The organism is Thermostichus sp. MS-CIW-30 (assembly GCF_054058015.1).
Genome location: NZ_JBSRZW010000008.1, coordinates 15,297 through 40,373, shown reverse-complemented (window position 1 = coordinate 40,373; position 25,077 = coordinate 15,297). Strand labels below are relative to the sequence as shown.

The following is a 25,077-nucleotide window of genomic DNA, read 5'->3' as shown; positions in this document are numbered from 1 at the left end:
GGCCGGCCAGGGAGAGGTTGGCCTGGATGAGCTGAGAGCAAAACACCAGAGCCAACCAAAGCCATCAGAATGGATGAGGAGAGCCGGCAGTTACTTGCAGCCCGCGGCAAGAAAATGTCAGTCTAGGGAAGGGATCCCGACCAAACCGTACTCTGCCGAGGCTCATGAATTTTTTGGGTGTTGGACTGCCGGAAATGTTGGTCATCTTTGCGGTGGCTCTCTTGGTTTTTGGGCCCCGCAAACTGCCGGAGATTGGTCGCACGCTGGCCAAAACCCTGCGCAGTCTGCAGGATGCTTCCAGAGAGTTCGAGGCGCAACTGAACAAAGAGGCCCAAAAGCTGGAAAAAGCCACCCGCGGGACAACGGCTGCCGCCCCTCCCAAGGTTTCCCGAACAGCAGCCGCGGCTGAGCCCAAAGCCGAGTCGGTCGCCACAGCCGATACACCCACCTCAGAGATGGCTCCCCCCCCATCCGTAGCCGACGACGCTCAAACCGCAGACGCTGCTTAGTCTATGCCCCGCTTTAACCCCCTTTGCTTCGGCATGGAAATTACGCGCCTGTTCGAGCAAGGGCAGTCCTACTTCGCTCCTGCTAAGGTGGAGACCTGGCTGCGGCAGCATGGCCAAAACCCGTCTGACTATGAGATCTCGTTTCACCAGGAACTGCCCCCTGCCGGCTCTTCTGCGGCGATGTGGATTCGCATCGACCTAAAGCGTTGGGATGGCCAGCCGGTGGATCCCTGGCTATTGGAAGAGATCAACCGGGTAGATTGAGAATGGATTGCTCTTGGGGAGAGCCAGTCCCCACAAAGTTGAGGCTGTTGTCTACCGATGCCCAGTGCCACCCTGTTGGTATCTTGCCCTGATCAAAAAGGGCTGGTAGCCAAGCTCTCCAGCTTCATCTACAGCTACGGCGGCAACATCATTCACGCCGATCACCATACGGATCCCGAGGCAGGACTGTTCTTGAGCCGCATCGAGTGGGACTTGCAGGGCTTCCAACTGGAGCGAGGGGAAATTGTCCCCGCCTTTTCGGGTATTGCCCGTGGGATCCAAGCCAACTGGGAACTGCATTTTTCCGACACTCGCCGTCGCATTGCGTTGTGGGCCAGCAAGCAAAGCCACTGCCTTTTGGATCTGATCTGGCGGCAAAGGGCGGGAGAACTGCCCGCCGAGATCCCCTTGATCATCAGCAATCACCCCGACCTGGAATCGGTGGCCCGCTCCTTCGGTATCGATTACTACCACATCCCCGTTTCTCCAGAGGGCAAAGCCGCAGCCGAAGCCCGTCAGCTCGCTCTCCTGCAGGAATATCGAATTGACCTGGTGGTGTTGGCCAAGTACATGCAGGTCTTGAGTGGGTCGCTGCTCCGCCAAGCCCCGCCGGTCATCAACATTCACCATTCCACCCTGCCCGCCTTTGCCGGAGCCAACCCCTACCACCGCGCCCATCAACGGGGGGTGAAGATCATCGGCGCGACTGCCCACTATGCCACCGAAGATCTGGACGAAGGGCCGATCATCGAGCAAGACGTGGTGCGGGTCAGTCACCGCGATACCGTTGCCGACCTCGTCCGCAAAGGCCGCGACATGGAACGCCTAGTCCTGGCACGGGCAGTGCGGTATCACCTGGAGAATCGGGTGCTGGTGTACCACAACAAAACGGTGGTGTTTGCGTAAACTACCCGACCCTGACTGCTTCGCAGTACAGAGCGGGCTTTCGGTAGCCCTGCAGTTGGCAAGCCAACCACGAACCTCTAGACTGGTTTACAGCAGCCCCCAAAAGCGTAATCACATTCGCACCATTCAAATCCGCATCTCCTTCCCATCCACAGTGCCCACACTTGAACGACTTGCCACTGCGGTAGGACTTGCCCTGCTCAGGGTGGATGTGTAAGCACCGGTGACAGGTCTGCGACGTGTAAGCAGGCGGCACAAGAATCAGAGAAACCCCTGCAGCCCTCGCCTTGTATTCCAGAAACTGACGGAGTTGATAAAACGCCCAACTGTTGGCCCTGCGCCTTTCGGCTTTGCTGCGGGGTTGTTGATTGACCCTTTCCCGGATCCCTGTCAGGTCTTCCAGAGCAATAGCGCTGTTGGTAGCTTTTGCCCTAGAGACAATAGCTTTGGAGATGCGATGATTGACCCACGCCTGAAAACGTCTCTCCTTGCCAGACAGCCGTTGCAACAGTTGACGGCATCTGCGCCGCGAACTGTGTGTGCCCTTACTGGCTTTGCGTTGGAGTGCCGCCCTCAATCGAGAGTAGTGGTCTCGGACTCGGTTCAACTGCTGTCCATTCCAGTTATCCCCCTCTGACGTATGGGCAATATCTGTCCTTCCCAAGTCCACCCCCAGCACTCTACCCGTGCGTTGCGGTGGGGATGGCTCCGTTTCCACACAGATCTGAATAGAGTAGGAGCCGTCTTTGCGCTTGACCAGAGTGGCAGATTTGGGATTGGAGCCCGCCAGCCGTTCTCTCTGGTAGCGGCCAATCGCCAGCTCAAAGCGCTCCCGACCCTCCACCGTGGTCAGCGACACCGTCCAGTCTTTCTCGCGAAACGAAAAGATACGGGCATCGTAGGTCGCAAAGCCTCTCTTGAACGCTTTGACCGGACGGTTTTTCTGTCGGGCAACTTTACGGGCACCGGCCAGCCGTCTGCAGACCTGCTGGTCGCGTAAGCGGGACGTAGTCCTTGCCAAGTTACTGGACAAGCCGAACCGGGCACGGATTTCGCGGTAGCACAGAGACTGGAGCTTAACGGCGTTGGCGACTTTCTCGGGTGTGTTTTGGTTGACCCAGTTCAACGCCTGCACAAAGGCATCCATTGTCGCATCCAACTTTGCGGCTTGCGACTGGGACACCTTGAGCTTGCAGGATACGGTCAGGGCTTGGGTCATAGTTCTATTGTAACCTCGCATTCCTCCCGGCACTGACCCTACGGGTACAGTGCGGGGCTCCTGCGATTTCTAGCTGACTTGTTGCTTAGGTCTGCTTTGAATCTTGGGTCTTCTTTGAGATTTATAGGATCCCTCAATACTCGAAGGTCATGGGCGGGAAGCGGGAAGGGCGGGATCTGAGCTGGGCGGGTTCAGAGGCAGGAGCGGGATCCCGAAAGGCTTTTGCCTCCTGCTGAAGGTGTTGCATGGCCTGCTCGATTTCCTGAAGTCGCGCGTGGATTTGCCCTTGCCGCTCTCGAATAAACTCTAGCTCTTGGTTGAGCCGCTGCTTTTCGACAGTGAGCTGCTGCATTTCGGCATAGAGGGCGGATTCGGTTTGGCGGCGAGGGATCGAGCGCAGCTTGGGGCGAGGTCGAGTTCGGGGCACACGGGGCAAGCTCATAAGGGGGGATCCCGGAAAACGGCTTGCGCCTATCCTAGCGTGCTCTTGGCGGCCCTTCTATTCCTAGGTAGGATCCATTCGTCTGGTGTGGAAAACAGCGATGGTGGAAACTGGAGCAGACCTGTTGCAACGCTACGGCAGCGGTGAGCGGGACTTCAGCAACAGCCAACTGGCCGGAGCTGATCTGGCCGGGGCCGACTTGGCCGGGATCGACTTGGGGGGATCCATTCTCCGCCAGGCAAAGCTGGCCTCTGCCAACCTGGAGCGGGCCTACCTGAGCGGCGCCGACCTCAGCCAAGCGGATCTGCAGGGATCCAACCTGCGGCTGGCCAACCTAGAGAAAGCCAAGCTGCAGGGATCCCGATTGCAAGGAGCCAACTTGCGTGGGGCCAACCTGGCCGAAGCGGACTTGAGCGAAGCCGATCTCAGCCAAGCGGACCTGGCAGGGGCCAATCTCACCGGGGCCAACTTGAGAGGAGCCCTTCTTGCCCAGTGCAAACTCAAGCTGGCCAACCTGCGAGGGGCCTGCTACGACGCCACCACTCAGATGGAAGCGGGTGTTACACCGGTGGAGCTGGGCATGGTTCAAGCCTAGAGGGGGAAATGGGGCTAGTCCTCCGGCTCCAAGTCCAGGATCTCCTGAATTTCGGCATCGGTATAGCCCACCGCCCGCAACTTCTCCGATACCGTCTGAATCTCCCCTGGAGACAAATCCTGCTGCCGTACCCGATCCCAGAGATTGGCCACAATCTGCAGCAGCAAACCGCTGCTCTCCGCCTCAAACAGCTCAAAAGCCGTGGCTAGCTCAATGGCCTGCAACACCTCCTCGGCACTGCCAATCGGCTGATCGAGGGATCGTTCCTCCAGCTCCACCAGCAACTGGCGCAGTTGGTTCAGGCCATCCCCAAGAGCAGACATACAGCAGGCTCCACAACGGCACTCGAACCCTCACCCTAGCAGACCCCTATCATTCCGCAAAAGGAATCCCGCCAATTCTGCGACAGCTACAGCTATTCTGATTAAGAGAGCGATTCAACTGCAATCGAGGCGATTGTCGAGTCAGCATAGACAATCAACAACACCCAAACAACACCGAGAGGAGATGCATGAGTATGGCCCCAGTGAACGTCCTGCCCAATACCCCCCAGCCTTTAGCCGATGAGGGTGGCACCACCTTGGACTATGGCAGCGCGGTTTACCGGCAGGCCTACTCTCGCATCAACGGCATTGTGATCGAAGGGGAACAAGAAGCCCACGACAACTACCTCAAGCTGGCCGAGATGTTGCCGGAAGGGGCAGAGGAGCTGCACAAGCTGGCCAAGATGGAATTGCGGCACATGAAAGGCTTTCAATCCTGCGGCAAAAACCTGCAGGTAGAGCCGGATAGGGAGTTTGCCCGCACTTTCTTCGCCCCTTTGCGCAACAATTTCCAAAAAGCGGCAGCAGCCGGAGATCTGGTTGCCTGCTTGGTCATTCAGTCCCTGATCATCGAATGCTTTGCCATTGCCGCCTACAACATTTACATCCCCGTCGCCGATGAGTTTGCCCGCAAGATCACCGAGGGGGTGGTCAAGGATGAATATCTGCACCTCAATTTTGGCGAGCGCTGGCTAGGGGAGCATTTTGGCGAGGTCAAAGGGCAGATCGAAGCGGCCAACGCCCAGAACCTGCCCTTGGTCTGGCAGATGCTGCAGCAGGTGGACCAGGATGTAGAAGCCATCTATATGGATCGCGAGGCCATCGTCGAGGATTTTATGATTGCCTATGGAGAGGCGCTGGCCAACATCGGCTTCAGCACCCGCGAGGTGATGCGCCTCTCTGCCCAGGGTTTGCGGGCAGCATGACCCACCTCAGCATTCATCCTCTGCCGGCGGACTGCAGTTCTAGGCTGGCTACAGGCGGGTATGGACATGTTTTGATGGGATCCATCAGTTATCCAAGCGGGTAAACCTTTATGTTCGGCCTGATTGGGCACTTGACCAGCCTGGCCCATGCGAAGCGGGTGGCAGACAAGCTGGGTTATTCCGAATATGCGGAGAGCGACCTGGAGTTCTGGTGCATGGCTCCCCCTCAGGTGGTGGACGAGATCACGGTAACCAGCATCACCGGCCAAAAGATTTATGGGCAGTACGTCGAATCCTGTTTCTTGCCGGAGATGTTGGCGGGGGGACGGGTGAAGGCAGCTTGTCGGAAAGTGTTGAATGCCATGGCCCTAGCCCAGCGGCGCGGCTTGAACATTACTGCTTTGGGGGGATTCAGCAGCATCATTTTCGAGACTTTTCGCCTCGACAGTCTCCGGCGAGTCCGCAACATTGACTTGGAGATCCAACGCTTTACCACCGGCAATACCCACACGGCCTACATCATCTGTCAGCAACTGCAGTTGGCGGCCCAGCGCTACGCCATGGACTTGGCAGCCGCTACGGTTGCGGTGGTGGGGGCGACCGGAGATATCGGCAGCGCCATTTGTCAATGGTTGGTGGCCCACACTCACTTGGGCAAATTGTTGCTCATCGCCCGAGAGCGACGGCGTCTGGAGGAATTGCAGGCCAAGCTCAAGCAGGGGGAGATCTCTTCGCTGGAAGAGGCCCTGCCCCGCGCTGACTTTATCGTTTGGGTGGCCAGCATGAGCCAAGGCATGGCCCTCGATCCCCAAGTTTTGCCGGATCCCTGTGTCATCATCGACGGTGGCTACCCAAAGAACATCGCCTCCAGCTTGCAGCGAAAGGGACTCTACGTCATTGACGGGGGGATGGTGGAGCACTCTTTGGATATTGAATGGAACATCATGCAGTTTTTGAATGTGGCCAACCCGGCCCGTCAGCTTTTTGCCTGCTTTGCTGAATCCATGCTGCTGGAGTTTGAGGGGCTGTACACCAATTTCAGTTGGGGCCGTAATTTGATCACCCTTGAGAAATTGGATCTGATCGGGCAGCTTTCCCGCAAGCATGGGTTCCGCCCCCTCATGCCCGAAGCCTAATTGAGATTCAAAATGAAGAAAGCCTCAGCCCCAGCAGAGGTGCTGGCCCTGGTCAGGTCAATCACCAATCGAGTAAACTACCCGACACCAACCGCTAGGCGGTACGGAGCGGGCTTTTAGTAGCCCTGCAGTTAGCAAGCCAACCACGAGCCTCTGGGGTGGTTTACTGCACCCCCAATCGACCGTTACCAGTGCCTTAAAAAAAACCGTTTCTGGTGCCCGCAGTATTATTATAGCATTCCTCCCAACACTGACTTTATAGGTACAGTGCGGGGCTCCTGCAATTTCTAGCTGAAGACCAAACGCCGAGAGACGGTCGCCATGCCCCAGTCCTTTACTGCCCACCTTTGGCAAGCCATTCAGCCCATCTACAAGCAAATCCTCGATCACCCCTTCAACCGAGAGTTGGCAGCGGGCAGCCTATCGCGGCAGCGGTTCCAGTTTTACTTGCAGCAGGATGCTCTTTATCTCACCGACTTTGCCCGCGCCCTGGCCTTGATTGGAGCTCGTTCCGAAGGGGCTGAGCAGGTGGTGAGTTTCTTGAACTTTGCCCTGGGAGCCATTGTGGCCGAACGCAGCCTGCACGAAAGCTATTTTCGCCTCTACGACATTCAACCCGAAACAGCCTATGCCCCTGCCTGCTTCGCCTATACCCGTTTTTTGTTGGCTGCGGCGGCTGTGGATCCCTATGAGGTGGCCATTGCCGCTGTGCTGCCCTGCTTTTGGATCTACCGAGAGGTGGGATCCACCATCTATCGCACCGCGCAGCCTGACAATCCCTACCAACAGTGGATCGACACCTACGCCGGGGAAGAATTTGCCCAAGTGGTGCAGCAGGCTTTGGACATCACCGACTCCGTCGCTCAGCAGGCTACAGAACCGCTGCGGGAAAAGATGAGGGCAGCTTTTGTCACTGCCTCCCGGTTGGAATGGCTGTTTTGGGACAGTGCCTATCGCCTCGAATCTTGGCAACCCGCCTAATCCTCAGCCGGTCGGGCTGGCTTACCAGACAGCAACTGCTGGGCTTGCGCGAAAACGGCATCCAACATCGGCTCCGTCAGCAGCCGTGTGGCCGTGTTGCGCCGGCTGGGATGGTAAGACGCCAGCAAATAGCGACCCTCTGCCAGGGGAATAACGCAGTTGTGGCCAAAGCGGGGACGGAGCCTGAGAGGTGGCAAGAGCGTCAGAGCGTGTTGGAAGGCAAAATGCCCCAACGTCAGGATCACTCGCACCTGGGTTAGCAGCTCCAGCTCTTGCTTCAGGTAGCCCAGGCAGGTCTTGGCTTCTATGGCGGTGGGGCGGTTCTCCGGGGGCACACAGCGCACCACTGCCGAGATGTAGCAATCCTGCAATTGCAGGCCATCCTCTCGGTGGGTAGAGGTGGGCTGATTGGCAAACCCGGCTCGGTACAGGGCGCGAAACAGCCAGTCCCCGCTGGGATCCCCGGTAAACACGCGCCCGGTGCGGTTGCCCCCATGGGCTGCCGGCGCCAACCCGATCACCCACAGCCGCGCCTGCGGATCCCCAAATCCCGGAACGGGCTTGCCCCAGTAGGACTGCTCCCGAAAACGGGCCACCTTCTGAAGGGCGACTGACTCTCGCCAAGCCACCAAGCGGGGACAGCGGCAGCAACTGACGATTTCAGCTTGCAAAGTGGCCCAATCCTGGATCCCCAGCGCCCTACTCCTCCTCCTCGTCGTCATCCTCCTCTAGCTCGTCGAAGGCAGGGGTGGAATCGTCGATCAATTGATCATCTTCCAAGATCAAACGAGGCGGCAGCTCCGGCAACACCGCAGGCTCTTCCTCCTCTTCGTCAGGCTCCGGCTCGGCGGCAATCTCCTCGTAGGTGGTGAAGCCCGTGCCTGCCGGGATCAGGCGCCCGATGATCACGTTTTCTTTCAACCCGCGCAGCCAGTCGGATTTGCCCTCGATGGCCGCCTCTGTAAGCACGCGGGTGGTTTCCTGGAAGCTGGCCGCTGAGATGAAGCTGTCGGTATTCAAGCTGGCCTTGGTGATCCCCAGCAGGACGGGCGTGTATTTGGCCGGCGCTCCTCCAGTAATGGCCATGGTGGCGTTGGTCTGCTGGATTTCCCGCAACTCCACCAGCTCGCCCGGCAGCAGGATGGTGTCGCCGCCATCATCCACCCGCACCTTGGAGGTCATCTGGCGCACCACGATCTCGATGTGTTTGTCGGAGATCTCCACCCCCTGGGAGCGGTAGACGTTCTGCACTTCGTTGACAAAGAAGCGCTGCACCTCCCGCAGAGCCAACCGTGCGGCTTGGTCATCTCCCAAGGTTTGGCGATGGTACTCGTAGTAGATCTCCAAGAGGTCGTGGGGGTTGGCAGGGCCATCGGTAAGGGGATCCCCCACCCCCACCGGCTGTCCATCTACCACGATTAAGCTCTGCCCCGGCAGCCCAGGATAGTCTCTAACCGTGCCATCGGCTTCGATGACCTTGAGATCTGGCTCTTCTCCCCGCCAGCTCAGTTGAACGGTGCCGGGCCGCTTGGCCAGAACACACATTTCCTTGGGCTTGCGGGCCTCCAGCAGCTCCTCAATCCGTGGCAGACCCTGGATGATGTCCCCTGTCTTGGCCCGCTCGAACACCAAGAGGGCCAGAGAATCCCCCCGCTGCACCAGATCGCCATTCCGTACCTGCAGGATGGCACCCGCAGAAACCAAGTAGGGCCGCGCCATCCGCAACAGGACTTGGCCGTCCGTTATCTGCATCACCTGTCCTGACTGTGGAGAAGGGATCCCGGGAGCAAGCTCGTCCCCAGCCCGCACCAGCGCCCCCACTTCCACATTGGCTGGGCCCGTCAGGGGCACCTGCACCAGATCGTCGTCGGTAATCACCAGCACCCGCCGTACCACCTCCGCTCCCTCGCGGATTCCTTGGACGATCCCGGCCTTTTTGGCTTGGATTTCGGTGCGGGCGATAACATCTCCGCTGGCGATGGAGTCTCCTTCCTTCACCAACAGCCGCGTGTGGGTACTCCCCTGCGTCAGATCCGCTTCCACGTCGCGGCGCAGCAACAGGGTTTCCAGAATCACCAGTTGCAGGCGGCGAATATCTGGATCCTTCTCATCTTGGATCAGCTCGATATCGGCCTTCAGTTGTGGGGCGTCGGTATCGATTTCCAGCACCAGTTGGGTGCGTAGGAGTTCTACAGGGCCTACTGACTTCACCCGCTCCCCATCTTTGAAGGGAACCCGCTGCACCGCCCGCAGACGAATGGAGCGACCGGACTCGCTGGTGGACTCTTGAGTGGGCACCAAGGGCCGGTCGGGGATCTCGTACTCCTGCACCGGACGCAGCAGCAAGCCTGGGCCTTCGGGAGTTTCCACGTGTTCCAGGTAGACCAGTCGGTCGGGAACGATGCTGCTGAGCACCGGTTGCCCGGGCTGGATCAGGGTGCCACTTTTCACTTCCAAGTCGGCGGGGTTGTCCACCAGATGCAGGGATCCCGGCTTGATGACAATCTCCCGCAGAATGTCGTTCTTCTGGATGACTTCGACAACACCGGCATTCTGGCAAAAGATGTCTTTCACCACCTCAGTGCCTGCTTCCACATACTGGCCATCGTCCACGTTCAGCAGGGAGATGTCCTTGTTCACCTCGTGGGTCTCTTCTGGGATCCACAGCAGGGTGCCGCCCTGGATGACTTCGTAACCTTGCTTGGCCTTGCCGCGCCGTGCCACCTCAATGCCGGCGAACTTCACCAAGCCTCCCGTCTGACTGCGGAAGTGGTTGTCGATCAGCTCCGCCACCACCTCATCGTTGCCCACTTTGGTGCCCGGAGTAGCCTTGAGAACAAAGGTCTGCCCACTGGAAGTGTCCAGCAAAAATTGTTCCCGCCCCTGGTGGGATTCCACCCGTACCCGTGCTTCCCGCAACACCACCGAAGCGTTGATGATCTCCACCTCGCGCCCACTTCTGGTGTCGCTGCGCTCCGGTAGCCGCACAATGCCGCCATGCTCCGTCACCAGCGAGGTTTCGGCGATCACATCCCCCGCCTGCACCCGATCCCCGTTTTTCACCACCGGCTCGGCCCCCGGAGGCAGGTTGTACACCTGTCCAGACATCACCCAGATCAATCCCTGCCGCTGGGCAGTGTAGGTGGTGTTACCCTGGCGGTCAGTCTTCTCCTCGATGGGCAGATCGGCAAAGCGAATTTCTCCAGCCAGGTCGGCCACCACCTCTTTCTGGGCTTTCTCGGTGCTCTTACGGCTGGCCTTGGCCAGGGACACCTCTGCAATCAACTGATCCCGCTGCACCTGGGCTCCGTCCCGCACCAGCAGGGTGGATCCCTGAGTCATGTCGAAGGACTCCCGTTGACCGTCTGGGCCTTCCAAGATGATTTGGTTGTTTACCTCCACTTGTAGAGCATCGTCGCCGTGGCGGGTACGGAAGGGGCGGGTGCGCAGATTTTTCGGGAACCGCACCACACCCGCAAAGGGGGCGCGAATTTGGCGGGCCACCTCCCCTGTAAACACGCCTCCCGTGTGGAAGGTGCGCATGGTCAACTGGGTGCCCGGCTCCCCAATCGATTGGGCGGCGATGATCCCGACCGCTTCCCCCAGATCCACCAGGCGGGAATGGGCCAAGCTCCAGCCATAACACATCCGGCACACGGAGCGGTTGGCTTCACAGGTGAGGGGAGAACGCACCATCACCTGGCGGATGCCAGCCTCTGCAATGGTTCTAGCCAAGTCGTGATCCACTTCTTGGTTGCGGCGGGCGAGGATCTCCTGGGTTTGTGGATGCACCACGTCGCGCGCCAACACTCGGCCCACCAAGCGCTCCTCCAGAGACACCACCACCTTGTCCCCGTCCATCAGGTATTCCAGAAGGATGCCCTGCTCAGTGCCGCAGTCGGATTCCCGCACGATCACATCCTGAGACACGTCCACCAAACGGCGGGTGAGGTAGCCGGAGTCGGCGGTGCGCAGAGCCGTATCCACTAAACCCTTGCGGGCCCCATAGGAAGAGATGATGTATTCGGTAACGGTCAGGCCCTCGCGGAAATTGGTTTTGATGGGCAAATCGATGATCCTCCCCTGGGGGTTGGCCATCAGGCCGCGCATGCCCACCAACTGCCGTACCTGGGAGACATTCCCCCTCGCCCCCGAGTTGGCCATCATGTAGACGGAGTTAAGGGGATCGTTCTGGCGGAAGTTGCTGAGCATCTCCTCCTTGATCTGGTCGTTGATCTGGTTCCAGGTGTCGATCACCTTTTGGTAGCGCTCCACCTCTGTGATTTCTCCACGGGTATAGCGCTCGGTGGCCGCCTCGATCTCGGCTTCCGCTTGTGCCAACAACTGCCGCTTGCTGGGGGGAACGCGCAGATCTTCGACGCTGATGGAGACGGCTGCCTGGGTGGCGTATTTGAAGCCCAGGGTCTTCAGAGCATCCGCCATCTGAGCGGTGCGGGCTGTGCCGTAGCGGGCAAAAGACCAAGCAATTAGGTTGCGCAGCTCTTTTTTGCCAATTTGATAGTTGCGAAAGGGCACAGGGGGCAAGGGGGTGTCGGCTTTGTTGCCGTCGGCAGCCTGCCGCGCCAGGCCAGCGGAAAATCGTCCTTTTTCGCTCATGATGCCTCGCTAGAGAGAAGAGGAGAGAGGGGAGAGAAGAGCCGTCCTACGGCAGGGGATGAACTACGCAGACAAAATATCTTGCACGGTCTTGTTAAAAATGATCCGGCCTGGCGTGGTGCGAATGTACTGGCTGATCACGTTGCCGTCTTGATCCTCGCGGATACGGCGGTAGTTGGTGATCTTGAGGCGGATGCCGCCCGGTTCTTCGATGATTTGCGGCTCGGACTCTTTTTCGCCCTTGCCCAACTCCATCGGGCCGTGGTAGCGCACCCAGACCTTGCTGTGCAGGCCGATGGCGCCGCGGTCGTAGGCGATGAGAGCATCTTCCAAGCTGGCGAAGAAGCGATCGCCAAGATCGGGCTGGTGGGGGTTATCTGCCGTCAGGTAGTAGCATCCCAGCACCATATCTTGGCTGGGGGTGATGATGGGAGCGCCGGTGGCCGGGGAGAGGATGTTGTTGGTGGCCAGCATCAGCAGGCGCGCTTCCGCCTGGGCTTCCAACGACAGGGGCACATGCACCGCCATCTGGTCGCCGTCGAAGTCAGCATTGAAGGCGGGGCAAACCAGAGGGTGAAGTTGAATCGCCCTTCCCTCCACCAGGATTGGCTCAAAAGCTTGGATCCCCAGGCGGTGCAGGGTGGGGGCACGGTTGAGCAAGACGGGGTGGCCGTCGATCACCTCTTCCAGCACATCCCAAATCTGTGGGTCATTGCTCTGGATCATCTTTTTGGCAGCCTTGATGTTGTTGACAATGCCCCGCTTGATCAATTTGTGGATGACAAAGGGCTGGAACAGCTCGATGGCCATCTCTTTGGGCAGGCCACACTGGTGCATGCGCAGGTTGGGCCCCACCACGATCACCGAACGCCCGGAGTAGTCCACCCGTTTGCCCAACAGGTTTTGCCGGAAGCGCCCCTGTTTGCCCTCGATGATGTCGGAGAGGGACTTGAGGGGACGGTTGTTGGCCCCCGCCACTACGCGCCCCCGCCGACCGTTGTCGATCAGCGCGTCCACCGCCTCCTGGAGCATGCGCTTTTCGTTGCGCACAATGATCTCCGGTGCCATGATCTCCTGCAGCCGGGCCAGACGGTTGTTGCGGTTGATCACACGACGGTAGAGATCGTTGAGGTCGCTGGTGGCAAAGCGGCCCCCATCCAACTGCACCATGGGACGCAAATCCGGCGGGATCACCGGCAGCACCCGCAACACCATCCACTCCGGACGGGATCCGGTGGCGATGAAGTTGTCGATTACCCGCAGCCGCTTGATCAGGCGTGCCCGCTTTTGGCCGCGAGCAGTGGTGATCTCCTCCCGCAGTTGCTCCGCCTCTTTTTCCAGGTCGATATCCTTGAGCAGGCGCTCGATGGCCTCCGCCCCGATCATCGCCCAGTTCTCCGGCAGTTGCAGTTCGGATCCCTCCTCGTACATCTGATCTTCGATCTCGAGGAATTGATCCTCCGTCAGCAGTTGTTTGTAGGAGAGATTCTGGGCATTGCCCGGATCCACCACTACGTAGGCGTTGAAGTATACCACCTGCTCCACATCCCGCAGCGGCATATCCAACAGGGTGGCGATGTGGCTGGGGATCCCTTTCAAATACCAAACGTGGGTGACCGGAGCGGCCAACTTGATGTAGCCCATGCGGTGGCGGCGCACCCGCGACTCGGTCACCTCCACCCCACAGCGCTCGCAGACGATCCCCCGATGCCGTACCCGCTTGTACTTACCGCAGTGGCATTCCCAGTCTTTGGCCGGCCCAAAGATGCGCTCACAGAAAAGACCATCCATCTCCGGCTTGAGGGTGCGGTAATTGATGGTCTCGGGCTTGGTGACTTCCCCCACCACTTGACCATTGGGCAGGGTGCGCTGGCCCCACTCCATGATCCGTTCTGGAGAAGCCAAGCCAATTTTGACATAGTCAAAGCGTTGCTCTGTTTTGGCCATCGCCGTTTTCCTCCTGGCTTGCTGAACCCAAAGGAGAGGGAAGCCCCACCCTCCTTCGTGGGTTGAAGGGGATCCCCGTCACGTTCGCGTCAGGGGTGGGGAGCGCTCTCAACCCTCAAAAGTCCTCTTCCTCCTCCTCGTCCTCATCTTCCTCAAGGCTGCGGCTGGCATTCGCGTCAGCGGTGCGGAGCACTCTGGTAAAGGCGGGTGATGGCGAGAGATCCTCAGACGTAACCGATTCATAGGTGGGTCGAGAGGGAGTGTGACGGTTGGAAGTATCGGCCATCAGATCCACTTCCACATCGTGGGTTTGCCCTTCGCTGTCCACCTCCACCTTGTGTACAGACACATCTAGGCAGAGGGACTGCAACTCCCGTACCAGCACCTTGAAGGACTCCGGCGTGCCGGGTCGAGGGATGGGCTTGCCCTTGACAATGGCGTTGAGAGCCTCGTTGCGCCCCACCATGTCGTCGGACTTGACGGTGAGCAACTCCTGCAGGATGTAGGCTGCCCCAAACGCCTCCAAAGCCCACACCTCCATCTCCCCAAAGCGCTGGCCGCCCTGCTGCGCCTTGCCCCCCAGCGGTTGCTGGGTCACCAAAGAATAGGGGCCGGTGGAGCGGGCATGGATCTTGTCATCCACCAAGTGCACCAGCTTCAGCATGTAGGCGCGGCCCACCGTAACGGGCTGGTCGAAGGGCTCCCCGGTGCGACCATCAAACACCTGGATTTTGCCGCAGTACCTGCCTTCCGGGTTGAAGATCCAGTCCTTGCCGGTCTTCTCTCGGGCTTCCCTCAGCTTGGCCTCCACCGTCAGACGGGAGGCTTCTAAACCGTGCATCTCATCAAAGGGCATCAGCTTGAAGCGCACTCCCAGATGTTCTGCTGCCCAGCCCAGCAGGCACTCGTACACTTGGCCCACGTTCATGCGAGAGGGCACCCCCAAGGGGTTGAGCACCACATCCACCGGTGTGCCGTCCGCCAGGTAGGGCATGTCCTCAATCGGCAAGATGCGGGAGATGATGCCTTTGTTGCCGTGACGGCCCGCGATCTTGTCCCCCACCTGGATTTTGCGCTTGAGGGCGATGTAGACCCGCACCACCATGTTGGCGCCGGGAGGCAGCTCATCCCCCTGTTCGCGGGTAAAGATGCGCACATCTACCACCCGACCGCGCTCGCCGTTGGGCACCCGCAGCGAGTTGTCCCGCACATCCCGAGCCTTTTCCCCGAAAATGGCCCGCAATAGCCGCTCTTCTGGGGGCTGATCCGACTCCCCTTTGGGGGTGACTTTGCCCACCAAAATGTCGCCGGCCTCCACCCAAGCCCCAATGCGCACAATGCCGTTTTCATCCAGGTCGCGCAGGGCATCTTCCCCCACGTTGGGGATCTCGCGGGTAATCTCCTCAGGGCCCAGTTTGGTTTGCCGGGCCTCGATCTCGTGCTTCTCGATGTGTACCGAGGTAAAGACATCGTCGTAGACCAGCCGCTCGCTGATCAAGATGGCATCTTCGTAGTTGTAGCCCTCCCAGGGCATGTAGGCCACCAACACGTTTTGGCCCAAAGCCAACTCGCCCCCTTCGGTCGCCGGGCCATCCGCCAGCACCTGGCCAGCCACCACCCGATCCCCCGTATAGACAAGGGGACGCTGGTTGAGGCAGGTGTCTTGGTTGGAGCGCTGGTATTTCTGCAGGCGATAGACAATTGGATCCCCGCCGTCGTCTGGCCGCACCACGATTTCGTCGGCAGAGACATAGGTCACCACGCCATTGGTGCGCGACACCACCACCATGCCGGAGTCGCGTGCCGCCTGGGCTTCCAGGCCAGTGCCCACATAGGGCCGATCCGGCTTAAGCAGGGGTACCGCCTGCCGCTGCATGTTTGCTCCCATCAAGGCACGGTTGGCGTCATCGTGCTCCAGGAAGGGGATCAAGGAGGTGGCCACCGAGATGACCTGCACCGGCGCCACTTGGACGTAGTGCACTTCTGTGGGGTGGGCGGTGGTGAACTCTTGGCGGTAGCGCACCGGCACCAAATCGGCAGTGATGCGGCCCTCGGCATCCACCGGCACATCCCCCGGGGCCACGCGGTACTCGTCCTCTTCGTCAGCGGTGAGGTAGACCATGCCCAGATCTTTGCGCACCACGCCGTTCTCGACCCGGTAATAGGGGCTTTCGATAAAGCCGTACTGGTTGACGCGGGCGTGGGTGGCCAGGGATCCAATCAACCCGGCGTTGGGGCCTTCTGGAGTTTCGATGGGGCAGATGCGGCCGTAGTGGCTGGGGTGGATATCCCGCACCGCAAAGCCGGCCCGTTCCCGACTTAGGCCGCCGGGGCCCAGGGCAGATAACCGGCGCTTGTGGGTCAGCTCCGCCAGGGGATTGGTCTGATCCATGAACTGGGAGAGCTGGCTGGAGCCGAAGAACTCCTTAATGGCCGCCACCAAGGGTTTGGGGTTGACCAAAGAGGCCGGGGTGAGGTTTTCCGACTCGGAGACTGTCATCCGTTCTCGGATGATCCGCTCCAGGCGATTCAGGCCCACCCGCACCTGGTTTTGCAGCAGCTCGCCCACGGAGCGCACGCGGCGGTTGCCCAGGTGGTCGATGTCGTCCACATGGCCGATGTCGTACTCCAAATTGATCAGGTAGTCGATGACGGCCAAAATGTCGGTGACGGTAAGCACCCGCACACTTTCGGCTACGTTTAAATTTAACTTTTTGTTCAGCTTGTAGCGCCCTACCCGGCCCAAATCGTAGCGTTTGGGGTCGAAGAAGCGGGATTCCAGCAACTGCTGGCCACCCGATACGGTGGGGGGTTCCCCGGGCCGCAACTTGCGGTACAGCTCCATTAGGGCTTCTTCTTCGGTGTAGGGCCCCTCTTTCTCCATGGTTTTCTGGAAGAATTCGGGGTGGCGCAGGTTGTCGTAAATCTCGGAGTCGCTCAGGCCCAAGGCTTTCAGCAGAACTGCCGCCGAGAGCTTGCGGGTTTTGTCGATGCGCACCCACACCAGGCCGTTTTTGTCGGTCTCGAACTTCAGCCAGGCACCGCGGTTGGGGATGAGGCTGGCGCTGTAGGTGCGACGCCCGCTTTTGTCCAGCTCCGATTTGTAATAGACGCCGGGGCTGCGCACAATTTGGTTGACGATCACCCGCTCGGCGCCGTTGATGATGAAGGTGCCCCGATCCGTCATCAAGGGCAGTTCGCCGATGAAGACGTCCATGTCTTTGATCTCGCCGGTCTCTTTGTTGATCAGGCGAGTGGGCACCCGGATCTGCGCTTGATAGGTGGCATCCCGCCGCTTGGCCTCCTCGGGGTCGTAGCGGGGGCGGTTGATCTTGTACCCTTTGGAGGGATCCCCAGGGCGATATTCGGGCAGGAAATGCAGCTCCAGCTTGCCGGTGTAATCGACGATGGGGGAAAAGCTGAGAAGCTCCTCTTCAAACCCTTCTCGCAAAAACCACAAGAAACTCTCCCGCTGAATCTCCACCAGGTCAGGAAAGGTAGGAGCGACAGGGGATGGCACTGCTAATTGTGTCATGCGTTGCTCGGGAGGGGTCGCGCTGCAGTCAGGCCTTCCATTATAGAAACCCCGCCAACGATCGTCAACGAACGTTACAAAGGTCGAGGGGCTGTCCGGATCCCTTGAGGGCTCACTTGGAAAATCTCGGCAAAACCGCTTGGGATCCCCTTTTGGCTGCCGGGGCAGGGGCGGTTTCCGCCATGCCTTAAGGATTGTTCACATCCATTCACACTCAAGCAGATTATTCTAATCTTTAACCGTTTTTGCGGATCATCCGCTGCTCCAGCTCGGATTTCCGGTCAACCTTGGGGATCGGAGGGGTGGCTCTGACAGGCTCAGCCAGTCGCCAGGGTGGACGCGGCGCCGGTCTTTGTCGCTTTTGAGATGCACGCTGTTGATGCAGGCTAGGGGGCAAGACGCGGAGCCATCAATCATGAGAAAGGATCGGGAATGGGTTTACAAAGCTTCTCAGGCTGGGGGAACCTCGGGATGGCTTGCGGGTGATCTGCGGGTGATCTAATGAAGCACAGTTTGTTGGCGAGGAGGGTTTTGTGAGTCAAAGCCACAACAATCAGAATAAGAATGATTTGAGTAACCGGGACAACAGCCTGTCGGCCCAGTTGCGGGAGGGCACCAAGCAGTCCCACACTATGGCCGAGAACATGGCCTTTATCAAGTGTTTCCTGAAGGGAGTGGTGGATAAGCGGGCCTACAGCCGCTACCTGGGCAATTTCTACTTTGTCTACAGTGCTCTGGAAGAGGGCTTTGCCCAACTGCGAGAGCACCCGCTGGTGGGCCGGTTCTACTACCCGGAGCTGTGGCGCAAGACCAGCTTGGAGAAGGACTTGAATTATTTTATCGGCCCCAATTGGCGCGCTGTGGTCAAGCCCTCCCCTGCCTGCCAGGTCTATGTCAACCGCATCCGAGAAGTGGTGGAAAAAGATCCACTTCTCCTGATCGCCCACGCCTATACCCGCTACATCGGTGACTTGTCGGGTGGCCAAATCCTCAAAAACATCGCCCGCCGGGCCATGGGCTTGCCGCAGGGGGAAGGAACGGCCTTCTACGATTTCGAGCAGATCCCCCACGAGGGCAAGTTCAAGCAGCGCTACCGTGCCCAGCTGGATGCGTTGGAGCTGGATCAAGCCACCATCGACCGCATTGTGGCAGAGGCCAATTATGCCTTCAAGCTGAACATGGACTTGTTTAGGGAGTTGGAGGGGAATTGGCTGTTGTCGATGGCCCGCTTGGCCTGGAATTCGCTGCTCAGCCAGTTTCAACGCAAGCCCACCCGTTCTGAGGCAGCCGCTCCCAGCTCCTGAGCCCTAGATTCCAGATCTCCCCTCTCCCAGAGGAGAGGGGGTGAGGGCTAGTTACATTCGAGGGTGTCGCGGGTGGCCCGACCAGTTACAGGGTTAACGCCGGTGGCCCGTTCACAGAGGATGGAGAGGGCGTCTTGCCGTATCAACGCATTGGTGAAATCCGCCCCATCAATTTGGATCCCTTCGACTCGGGCCAGCCACATCATGCTGTCCTGCAGTTGCGCTTCTCGCAGATCCGCACCCTGTAAGTTGGCCATGTCCAAAGTGGCCCCCCGCAGGTCGGCCCCGCGCAAGTTGGCTTTGCTGAGATTGGCCCCGAATAGGTTTGCCCCTGCCGCCTTCACGTGGCTGAGATCGCTTTGGCGCAGGTTGGCCTTGAGAAACTTCCAGCCGCTCAGGTCTTGCCCTGAAAAGCTCACCCCCTGCAGATCTCGTTTGGTGTAGTCCTCTGCCTGGGCCGGGGATCCCAGCGGAGTAACCCCCAGGCAGAGTATCAGCCCGCAAAGCACCATCCCCCGCAGGAAACGGCTCAGCCAAGACCGCCTCGCCAGAACCGAAGCCAGCCAAGCAACAGACATCGTGGATCCCTCCCTCAAGGAAACCTCCATGGCTTGGGAATTGCTTCTGGTTTTATCTTACCGGATAGGGATCCCGCCGGCAGGTTGGGCTATCATGAACTACCCCACCGCATAGGCGGATGGGGTTTCTGATGCCCCATCCCCTTGACGGCAGGATTTTAGTCTCTTCCTCTGCCCCAGGTGCTTCATAGCCCCGCAGGACTTTGAAGTAGAGCTGAAGCATCCAAGACTCACGAGGCCGGTTCCCAACCCCGGTTGCCGATTAGTGGCAACGTTGTACATCACCATCACCGAGCCCCGATCCCTCGGGATTTCAAACCCACAACCAGAGCAGACATGATAGCGGTTGCTCAAGTCCGCCCACTCCTTGTGGACTGCCCCGCACTTGGGACAGCGTTGCGAGGGCTTGAGGGTTTGCGTAGGAAACATGAGAACTAAACCACCTTTCTGCTCGATTTTGTAGGTAATCATTCGGTTGAGGGTACCAAACCCCACCGACAGAATGGACTTGTTTAGCCCTGCCTTGCGCTTCCCACCCTTGCGGGTCATCCCTTTGACATGCAACTTCTCCGTTACGCCGACGTCATAACGACGAGCTATCTCTGACGTAACTTTGTGTTGCCAGTCTCTTCTCTGACGAGCAGCCTTTGCTTGCAGTTGCGCTTCCCGCCGGTGAATTTTCTTCCATCTCCTGGAAGCCTTTACGCCCTTTTTAGGGGCACGCTTTCTGCGCTTCAGTCTGGCGACTCTGCGAATCTTCTCCTCACTCCGCTGGGTAAAGCGGGGATTAGTAATCTCCCGAAACTCCGCCCCGTCAAACAACGTCAGGGCGGTCTCTGTACCCAGGTCATAGGCAACGATGGACTCGTACTGCAAATCCGACTGTGAACCAAACTTAGGTTCAGGTATCGCCACCTCGACCGTAAACGAAGCGAACCACTGCCGCCGGGACGGCTTGTAGACGATAGTCAGCGTTGTTGGCACGCCCCAATGCTTGGCTTGACCGCGCATTTTCAGCGTAATGCCCAAGTCATTGAGTGTGACCGTGCCATGCTTTCCCGTGCTGTTGACCTTCCACCCCGACCGGGCAGGATACGTCCAGCCCGAATACCGGCGAATGGACTTGAATCTTGGCTTCCTACTCAGTCCTTGGAAAAACCGTTGGTAAGCATAATCCACCCGCTTGACGGTGGCTTGCAGGGCTTGGGAGTTCAGTTGGGCAAACTCCACCCACACCTGCTTGAATTCGGGGAGTAGGTTCTGCTGTTCCAGGTAGGTCACCGTTCGGCGGTGGAGCTTGTACTCGGTTTCCCGGTGGCTGACACAGGCGTTGTAGAGGTAGCAGTGCAGACGACGAGCCTCGAGCAAAGCCTTTTCCTGAGCTTTGCTGGGATACAGTCGAAAGGTCTGCCTTCTGGTTGCCATATGCGTTATCCTACCCCCACCTGCCCCAGTTCTGAGTGCTCCACAAATCCAGTGGCGCTATCCATCGCCACCCTACAGAGGGTGGGGAATTCCGCGCGTTTTGTTAAAGTCTTCTACAGACCAGATCCGCGATTGGCGAGGGGGCGACAGGGATCCATGTCCGAGATCGAGGTCTTCGATGCGGAGCAGTTGGCCGGGCTGATCGAGGGTCTGGCAGAGGCGATCGGCAGGGATCATCCCCACCTCCAAAAGTTGACGTTGATCGGCATTCGCACCCGGGGAGTTCCCCTGGCCTACCGCCTGCGGGATCGGATTGCCACTCTGCTGGGGATCCCGCCCCAAGTGGGGGAGCTGGACATCACTTTTTTCCGCGACGATTTGAGCGCCGGCGGGTTGCGCACCCCCGATCGCAGCGAAATGCCGCGTGACCTGACCGGCCAAGAAGTGGTGCTGGTGGATGATGTTATCTTTCGCGGTCGCACCGTGCGAGCAGCTTTGGAGGCTCTAAACCACTTTGGGCGACCGGAACGGGTGCGATTGGCGGTGTTGATCGACCGGGGTCACCGGCAGTTCCCCATCCAGCCCGATTACTGCGGTTGTCAGCTTTCTACAGAACCGGAGCAAATGGTGAGAGTCCATCTGCGGGAAACCGATGCAGAAGAGCGGGTGCTGTTGATAGACAAAACAGCAAAGATTAAACCCTGAGCCAGCGCTGGGGTGCGGTATTTTGGGGATGACCTGCCGAAACTCACTGCCATGTCTTGGTTGCCGGAAACCCGCCGCTACGCTGTTTTGGGCACGGGCGCTTTGGGAGGATTTTATGGGGCGAAATTGCAACAGGCGGGCTTTTCGGTGCATTTTCTGCTGCACAGCGACTATGACCATGTTCGCCAAAGCGGCCTCTGGGTGCAGTCCTGCTGGGGGGATTTTCATTTGCCCCAGGTGAATGCCTACGCAGCCGTGGAGGACATGCCGGCTTGCGAAGGCGTGATCGTGGCTTTGAAAGCCACCCAAAATGCGCTTCTGCCGCACTTGATCCCGCCTGTGTTGGCCGAGAATGGCGTGGTGATCTTGTTGCAAAACGGGCTGGGGGTGGAACCCGAGATTGCCGATTGCGTTGGCCCAGAGCGGGTCATGGGGGGCCTCTGCTTCATCAGCTCCAATAAGGTTGGCCCCGGCCACATTCACCATCTGGATTACGGTTCGGTGCTGCTGGCAGAGTACGGCCCTGGCTATGCCCCCCAAGGGATCACGCCCCGCCTTCAACAAGTTCAAGCCGATTTTCAACGGGCAGGGATCCCGACTTCGCTCTCACCAGATTTGATGTTGGCCCGCTGGCAGAAGTTGGTCTGGAATATTCCCTTCAACGGCCTCTCGGTGGTGTTCAATGCCGATACTCAGCAAATGATTCGAGACCCTGAGGCCCGTGCTTTGGCGGAAACGCTGATGCAGGAGGTGATACAGGGAGCTGCAGCTTGTGATCGCCTGCTTCCCGACTCCCTGATCCAAGAAATGCTCACCAATACCGAGAAAATGGCCCCCTACCGCACCAGCATGAAAATCGACTATGAGCGCAAACGTCCTCTGGAACTGCAGGTGATCTTCGGCAACCCCCTGCAGTACGCTCGACAAGCTGGGATCCATCTGCCACGGGTTGAAATGCTCTACCGACAGTTGCAGGTGTTGGATCGCCTGAATCGAGGGATCCCTGGGGAGCAGCAGGCTTAAGTTTTTCAAGATCCGGCGGAGCGATCCCAGGGCTGGAGCAGGCTTTCTCCTTTGCTTGCGGGTAGACTGAGCCGCAGTCGTGTACTGTTGCTCTGGCTTTATGCCGCTGGGATCCACCCACGATCGCATTACCCTCTGGACGGCCCCCGGCATCACCCTAGCCGCCGGTGTGTTGGGGAACAGCACCACAGTTGCCCTGGCTGTGGGATCCGCCTATCTGTTCAGCGGCCTGATGTTTTCTGGAGATCTGGACACCTGTTCCCGACAGTATCAACGCTGGCTGTTCTTGCGCTGGATTTGGCTGCCCTACCGCAAGTGGATGCGGCATCGCTCCTTTTGGTCTCATGGGCCGATTGTGGGCACCGCCGTGCGGGTGCTGTACTTGAGCCTATGGGCAGGAGGAGCTGGCCTGCTGGGGGCTTGGCTGGGATCCCGGTTGGGCTGGTGGATGTGGCAACCCTGGGTGTGGGGCAGCGATCTCTGGCAATTGCTGCAAGTTCACGCCGAGATGCTCTTTTGGATTGGGATGGGGTTGGAACTGGGATCGGTGAACCACAGCCTAAGCGACTGGATGGTCTCCCGCTGGAAACGCTGGCGCAGAAAACGCCGTCAGGTTCGATCTCCTGCCAGGCGACTCAGCTATCGTGGCTAGGGATCCATTGGGCCAAGGTTTGATTTTTCGCCCGCCACGGCATTTGAATGGCAGTGAGGTTACCTACTGTTCCGCAACGCGTAGTCATTTATCTCACCGTCAAGGTGAAACAAACGACCGGTTGCTTCCTGCTAAGGCCTCCGGCCCGCTGCGCGAGCAGTTGAAATAGAGGGTAATAAGAACCACGACTGCTATCAGCCCCTCACCCCCCCTTGAACCTGTGCTGTGCCCACAACTCCGCGACCTATCCTCTCAAGAGGGCTGAAACTGCAAATCTTGGCCAATTACCCTTTAGCCCAGGTACTCTGCTTGTGGCCATTTCGATTCAAACTGGGACACTGCACCCATACCTAAAGCCTTGAATACAGGGAATCAGAAGGCTCTCCTCAGTAGCCCAAGCGTCTCACCCTAACTTGAAACGACTACTTGAAGCAGTTTTGTCAAGAACATTTCCTCTTACGTTGGCTAGGTATTGCAATTCAATCTCAATAAAGCTATGCTGTTACTCAGTTGAGTGGTGGAGTCATATCCATCAGTCTTCCTCTCTTGTCTTGGATGCGGCAGGGATCCTGTGCTGGCAGAGCTGGCCATCTGCGTCAGCAGGGATCCCTTTTTCTCCTCTCCAAGGCTAAGCAAGGTTCTGTGCTAATGAGAGTCAGAATCAGTTGATAGAGAGATTTTTTGCTTGCTCATGTCAATCTGTGGAGGTGGCAGTGTAAAGGAGCAACAGCGGCTGAGGGTTATGGCTTTGGAAGGGGGCAATCTGGCTTCGGGAACCGGAAGACAAGACCGAATACAAAGATTGCTGCTCTAGTTTCCTTTGCAAACTTGTCAGAAGCTAAGGAAAAAGACCAACCTTTTGGGACAAACTGTCTGTCCTATGTCTTGTTTTGTCGTTCAAAAATTTATGTTGGGCTCAAGAGAAACTCTAGAAAAAAGTTGAATCAGGTGGAAGAATCAGTTAGAATCTAGCTGGCGTTAACGCTAACCGCGACGAAGAGACTGGAGGGAGGAAAGCCTAACAGCCTCTCTCCTTTTTTCTGTAGGGGTTACCCTCACTCTCAAACCCCATCTCATGAGAAGGGAGGAAGACCAAATACCCTATGACTTGAAATAGCAGCATTTTCATTAACTTTTGTTTTACTCTCTATGCCAAGCTTGATACTAAGCTAAAGAGTTGCTCCTCGATCTTGTAACCATTGGACAGCCAGCCTGTGTTGGCGTTTTTGTGCATAGGCTAAGGGGGTATGCCCATCTTCATTGCGAGGGTTTAGTTCGGCTCCATTTTCCAGCAAAAGCTCCAGGATTTCGATGTGTCCTTCCCAAGCAGCCCAGTGCATCGGTGTCGCCCCGAATCGGTTGCGTGCATTCACATTGGCCCCGTACAAGAGCAGAAAGCGAGCGATGCCCAAATCCCCTCGGGTGGCGGCTTCATGCAGAGGGGTTCGGCCTGTTTCGTCAGTGGCATCCACCGGCGCTCCCTTGGATAGTAGGCGGGCCAGAATGCTTTTTCGACCGGTGGCTGTGGCCCAGTGGAGAACACGACCAGTGTTGGCTCCCTTCTGGATGAGCAGACCGATTACCTCCGCCTGATCGGTTAAAGCAGCCCGCTGGAGAGGGGTATAGCCATGGTTATCTGGGAGATTGATATCACTGCCTGCCCTCAAGAGACGCTCCACCAGCTTGACCTGGCCGCTGTCGGCAGCCAAATGGAGAGGGGTAGCACCTGTGGGATCTAAGGCATTGGGGGAGGCGCCATATACTAAGAGCAAGTCCAGCAGTCCCAGATGGCCAAGGAGTGTCGCTTTATGAAGCAAAGTCATTCCCTGAGCATCGACAGCATTCACATCTTCCCCCCGCTGCAAATGGGCCAATAATTGTTTTAGATCTCGATTGGCAAGAGCTTGATGAAGCGATTCACTCATAACAGATAGAAATAAAAAAGCCAAGTTGCAATGAAGTTGGGCAACAGGAAGGGATCCTCGATAGG

Annotated in this window: 21 protein-coding genes; 11 read left to right on the top strand and 10 right to left on the bottom strand. The window is 58.3% G+C overall.

What is annotated here, in order from left to right:
* Positions 1 to 194: 194 nt before the first annotated feature.
* The 3 genes from ACVWXW_RS05195 to purU are packed head-to-tail and all read left to right on the top strand — an operon-like array spanning position 195 to position 1,679.
* Positions 195 to 509, top strand: coding sequence for a TatA/E family twin arginine-targeting protein translocase (locus ACVWXW_RS05195; protein ID WP_457403073.1), 315 nt, complete (start codon positions 195 to 197; stop codon positions 507 to 509).
* Between the two features lie 3 nt (positions 510 to 512).
* Positions 513 to 773, top strand: coding sequence for a hypothetical protein (locus ACVWXW_RS05190; protein ID WP_457403072.1), 261 nt, complete (start codon positions 513 to 515; stop codon positions 771 to 773).
* A 57-nt stretch (positions 774 to 830) separates the two neighbouring features.
* The gene (gene purU / locus ACVWXW_RS05185; protein ID WP_414413463.1) at positions 831 to 1,679 is read left to right on the top strand and encodes a formyltetrahydrofolate deformylase; all 849 of its coding nucleotides are present in this window, start codon (positions 831 to 833) and stop codon (positions 1,677 to 1,679) included.
* A 1-nt stretch (position 1,680) separates the two neighbouring features.
* Here purU and ACVWXW_RS05180 read toward each other — a convergent pair whose 3' ends face one another.
* On the bottom strand, positions 1,681 to 2,898 hold the full coding sequence (locus ACVWXW_RS05180) for an RNA-guided endonuclease InsQ/TnpB family protein (protein WP_457403071.1): 1,218 nt from the start codon (positions 2,896 to 2,898) through the stop codon (positions 1,681 to 1,683).
* Between the two features lie 133 nt (positions 2,899 to 3,031).
* Positions 3,032 to 3,340, bottom strand: a complete 309-nt coding sequence (locus tag ACVWXW_RS05175; RefSeq protein WP_238376787.1) for a gas vesicle protein GvpV — start codon at positions 3,338 to 3,340, stop codon at positions 3,032 to 3,034.
* A 100-nt stretch (positions 3,341 to 3,440) separates the two neighbouring features.
* On the opposite strand from ACVWXW_RS05175, the gene ACVWXW_RS05170 reads away from it, so the two are divergent.
* The gene (locus ACVWXW_RS05170; protein WP_041436747.1) at positions 3,441 to 3,935 is read left to right on the top strand and encodes a pentapeptide repeat-containing protein; all 495 of its coding nucleotides are present in this window, start codon (positions 3,441 to 3,443) and stop codon (positions 3,933 to 3,935) included.
* Between the two features lie 14 nt (positions 3,936 to 3,949).
* On the opposite strand, the gene ACVWXW_RS05165 is transcribed toward ACVWXW_RS05170, so the two are convergent.
* Positions 3,950 to 4,258, bottom strand: a complete 309-nt coding sequence (locus tag ACVWXW_RS05165; RefSeq protein ID WP_414330858.1) for a hypothetical protein — start codon at positions 4,256 to 4,258, stop codon at positions 3,950 to 3,952.
* A 194-nt stretch (positions 4,259 to 4,452) separates the two neighbouring features.
* On the opposite strand from ACVWXW_RS05165, the gene ACVWXW_RS05160 reads away from it, so the two are divergent.
* From ACVWXW_RS05160 to tenA, 3 genes are all read left to right on the top strand, one after another.
* The gene (locus tag ACVWXW_RS05160) at positions 4,453 to 5,184 is read left to right on the top strand and encodes an aldehyde oxygenase (deformylating) (RefSeq protein ID WP_457403110.1); all 732 of its coding nucleotides are present in this window, start codon (positions 4,453 to 4,455) and stop codon (positions 5,182 to 5,184) included.
* A gap of 110 nt (positions 5,185 to 5,294) precedes the next feature.
* Positions 5,295 to 6,320, top strand: a complete 1,026-nt coding sequence (locus tag ACVWXW_RS05155) for a long-chain acyl-[acyl-carrier-protein] reductase (RefSeq protein ID WP_011434004.1) — start codon at positions 5,295 to 5,297, stop codon at positions 6,318 to 6,320.
* A 321-nt stretch (positions 6,321 to 6,641) separates the two neighbouring features.
* On the top strand, positions 6,642 to 7,301 hold the full coding sequence (gene tenA / locus ACVWXW_RS05150; protein WP_414416477.1) for a thiaminase II: 660 nt from the start codon (positions 6,642 to 6,644) through the stop codon (positions 7,299 to 7,301).
* Here tenA and ACVWXW_RS05145 read toward each other — a convergent pair.
* The 4 genes from ACVWXW_RS05145 to rpoB form a co-directional block, all read right to left on the bottom strand.
* Positions 7,298 to 8,023, bottom strand: coding sequence for a uracil-DNA glycosylase (locus ACVWXW_RS05145; protein ID WP_457403070.1), 726 nt, complete (start codon positions 8,021 to 8,023; stop codon positions 7,298 to 7,300). The genes tenA and ACVWXW_RS05145 overlap by 4 nt on opposite strands.
* Positions 8,001 to 11,918, bottom strand: coding sequence for a DNA-directed RNA polymerase subunit beta' (locus tag ACVWXW_RS05140; protein ID WP_457403069.1), 3,918 nt, complete (start codon positions 11,916 to 11,918; stop codon positions 8,001 to 8,003). Before ACVWXW_RS05140 ends, ACVWXW_RS05145 begins: the two co-directional genes overlap by 23 nt.
* 63 nt (positions 11,919 to 11,981) lie before the next feature.
* Complete coding sequence (locus ACVWXW_RS05135; RefSeq protein ID WP_414356733.1) at positions 11,982 to 13,865, bottom strand: DNA-directed RNA polymerase subunit gamma; 1,884 nt, start codon at positions 13,863 to 13,865, stop codon at positions 11,982 to 11,984.
* A gap of 115 nt (positions 13,866 to 13,980) precedes the next feature.
* The gene (gene rpoB / locus ACVWXW_RS05130) at positions 13,981 to 17,400 is read right to left on the bottom strand and encodes a DNA-directed RNA polymerase subunit beta (RefSeq protein ID WP_457403068.1); all 3,420 of its coding nucleotides are present in this window, start codon (positions 17,398 to 17,400) and stop codon (positions 13,981 to 13,983) included.
* 590 nt (positions 17,401 to 17,990) lie between these two features.
* Here rpoB and ACVWXW_RS05125 point away from each other — a divergent pair.
* On the top strand, positions 17,991 to 18,704 hold the full coding sequence (locus ACVWXW_RS05125) for a biliverdin-producing heme oxygenase (RefSeq protein WP_457392901.1): 714 nt from the start codon (positions 17,991 to 17,993) through the stop codon (positions 18,702 to 18,704).
* Between the two features lie 47 nt (positions 18,705 to 18,751).
* Here ACVWXW_RS05125 and ACVWXW_RS05120 read toward each other — a convergent pair whose 3' ends face one another.
* Together ACVWXW_RS05120 and ACVWXW_RS05115 are read right to left on the bottom strand one after the other, a co-directional pair.
* Entirely contained in the window at positions 18,752 to 19,282 is a 531-nt protein-coding gene (locus ACVWXW_RS05120) for a pentapeptide repeat-containing protein (RefSeq protein WP_457392899.1), read from the bottom strand.
* 99 nt (positions 19,283 to 19,381) lie between these two features.
* Positions 19,382 to 20,707 (bottom strand): RNA-guided endonuclease InsQ/TnpB family protein, encoded by a 1,326-nt coding sequence (locus ACVWXW_RS05115; protein ID WP_457403067.1) that lies wholly within the window; start codon positions 20,705 to 20,707, stop codon positions 19,382 to 19,384.
* Positions 20,708 to 20,863: 156 nt separating this feature from the next.
* Here ACVWXW_RS05115 and pyrR point away from each other — a divergent pair, with 156 nt between their 5' ends.
* The 3 genes from pyrR to ACVWXW_RS05100 all read left to right on the top strand — a co-directional run bounded on the left by pyrR (position 20,864) and on the right by ACVWXW_RS05100 (position 23,087).
* Entirely contained in the window at positions 20,864 to 21,412 is a 549-nt protein-coding gene (gene pyrR / locus ACVWXW_RS05110; protein ID WP_414341613.1) for a bifunctional pyr operon transcriptional regulator/uracil phosphoribosyltransferase PyrR, read from the top strand.
* A gap of 51 nt (positions 21,413 to 21,463) precedes the next feature.
* On the top strand, positions 21,464 to 22,435 hold the full coding sequence (locus ACVWXW_RS05105; RefSeq protein WP_414341611.1) for a putative 2-dehydropantoate 2-reductase: 972 nt from the start codon (positions 21,464 to 21,466) through the stop codon (positions 22,433 to 22,435).
* Between the two features lie 79 nt (positions 22,436 to 22,514).
* Positions 22,515 to 23,087, top strand: coding sequence for a metal-binding protein (locus ACVWXW_RS05100; protein WP_414341609.1), 573 nt, complete (start codon positions 22,515 to 22,517; stop codon positions 23,085 to 23,087).
* A 1,169-nt stretch (positions 23,088 to 24,256) separates the two neighbouring features.
* Here ACVWXW_RS05100 and ACVWXW_RS05095 read toward each other — a convergent pair.
* The gene (locus tag ACVWXW_RS05095; protein ID WP_457403065.1) at positions 24,257 to 25,012 is read right to left on the bottom strand and encodes an ankyrin repeat domain-containing protein; all 756 of its coding nucleotides are present in this window, start codon (positions 25,010 to 25,012) and stop codon (positions 24,257 to 24,259) included.
* Positions 25,013 to 25,077: the final 65 nt, after the last annotated feature.

Coding starts and splice junctions, on each gene's coding strand:
- ACVWXW_RS05135 (WP_414356733.1), bottom strand. CDS start 13,865: ATGGCCAAAACAGAGCAACGCTTTGACTATGTCAAAATTGGCTTGGCT.
- ACVWXW_RS05195 (WP_457403073.1), top strand. CDS start 195: ATGTTGGTCATCTTTGCGGTGGCTCTCTTGGTTTTTGGGCCCCGCAAA.
- ACVWXW_RS05190 (WP_457403072.1), top strand. CDS start 513: ATGCCCCGCTTTAACCCCCTTTGCTTCGGCATGGAAATTACGCGCCTG.
- ACVWXW_RS05165 (WP_414330858.1), bottom strand. CDS start 4,258: ATGTCTGCTCTTGGGGATGGCCTGAACCAACTGCGCCAGTTGCTGGTG.
- ACVWXW_RS05155 (WP_011434004.1), top strand. CDS start 5,295: ATGTTCGGCCTGATTGGGCACTTGACCAGCCTGGCCCATGCGAAGCGG.
- ACVWXW_RS05120 (WP_457392899.1), bottom strand. CDS start 19,282: ATGTCTGTTGCTTGGCTGGCTTCGGTTCTGGCGAGGCGGTCTTGGCTG.
- tenA (WP_414416477.1), top strand. CDS start 6,642: ATGCCCCAGTCCTTTACTGCCCACCTTTGGCAAGCCATTCAGCCCATC.
- ACVWXW_RS05160 (WP_457403110.1), top strand. CDS start 4,453: ATGGCCCCAGTGAACGTCCTGCCCAATACCCCCCAGCCTTTAGCCGAT.
- rpoB (WP_457403068.1), bottom strand. CDS start 17,400: ATGACACAATTAGCAGTGCCATCCCCTGTCGCTCCTACCTTTCCTGAC.
- ACVWXW_RS05105 (WP_414341611.1), top strand. CDS start 21,464: ATGTCTTGGTTGCCGGAAACCCGCCGCTACGCTGTTTTGGGCACGGGC.
- purU (WP_414413463.1), top strand. CDS start 831: ATGCCCAGTGCCACCCTGTTGGTATCTTGCCCTGATCAAAAAGGGCTG.
- pyrR (WP_414341613.1), top strand. CDS start 20,864: ATGTCCGAGATCGAGGTCTTCGATGCGGAGCAGTTGGCCGGGCTGATC.
- ACVWXW_RS05170 (WP_041436747.1), top strand. CDS start 3,441: ATGGTGGAAACTGGAGCAGACCTGTTGCAACGCTACGGCAGCGGTGAG.
- ACVWXW_RS05145 (WP_457403070.1), bottom strand. CDS start 8,023: ATGACGACGAGGAGGAGGAGTAGGGCGCTGGGGATCCAGGATTGGGCC.
- ACVWXW_RS05115 (WP_457403067.1), bottom strand. CDS start 20,707: ATGGCAACCAGAAGGCAGACCTTTCGACTGTATCCCAGCAAAGCTCAG.
- ACVWXW_RS05140 (WP_457403069.1), bottom strand. CDS start 11,918: ATGAGCGAAAAAGGACGATTTTCCGCTGGCCTGGCGCGGCAGGCTGCC.
- ACVWXW_RS05180 (WP_457403071.1), bottom strand. CDS start 2,898: ATGACCCAAGCCCTGACCGTATCCTGCAAGCTCAAGGTGTCCCAGTCG.
- ACVWXW_RS05095 (WP_457403065.1), bottom strand. CDS start 25,012: ATGAGTGAATCGCTTCATCAAGCTCTTGCCAATCGAGATCTAAAACAA.
- ACVWXW_RS05175 (WP_238376787.1), bottom strand. CDS start 3,340: ATGAGCTTGCCCCGTGTGCCCCGAACTCGACCTCGCCCCAAGCTGCGC.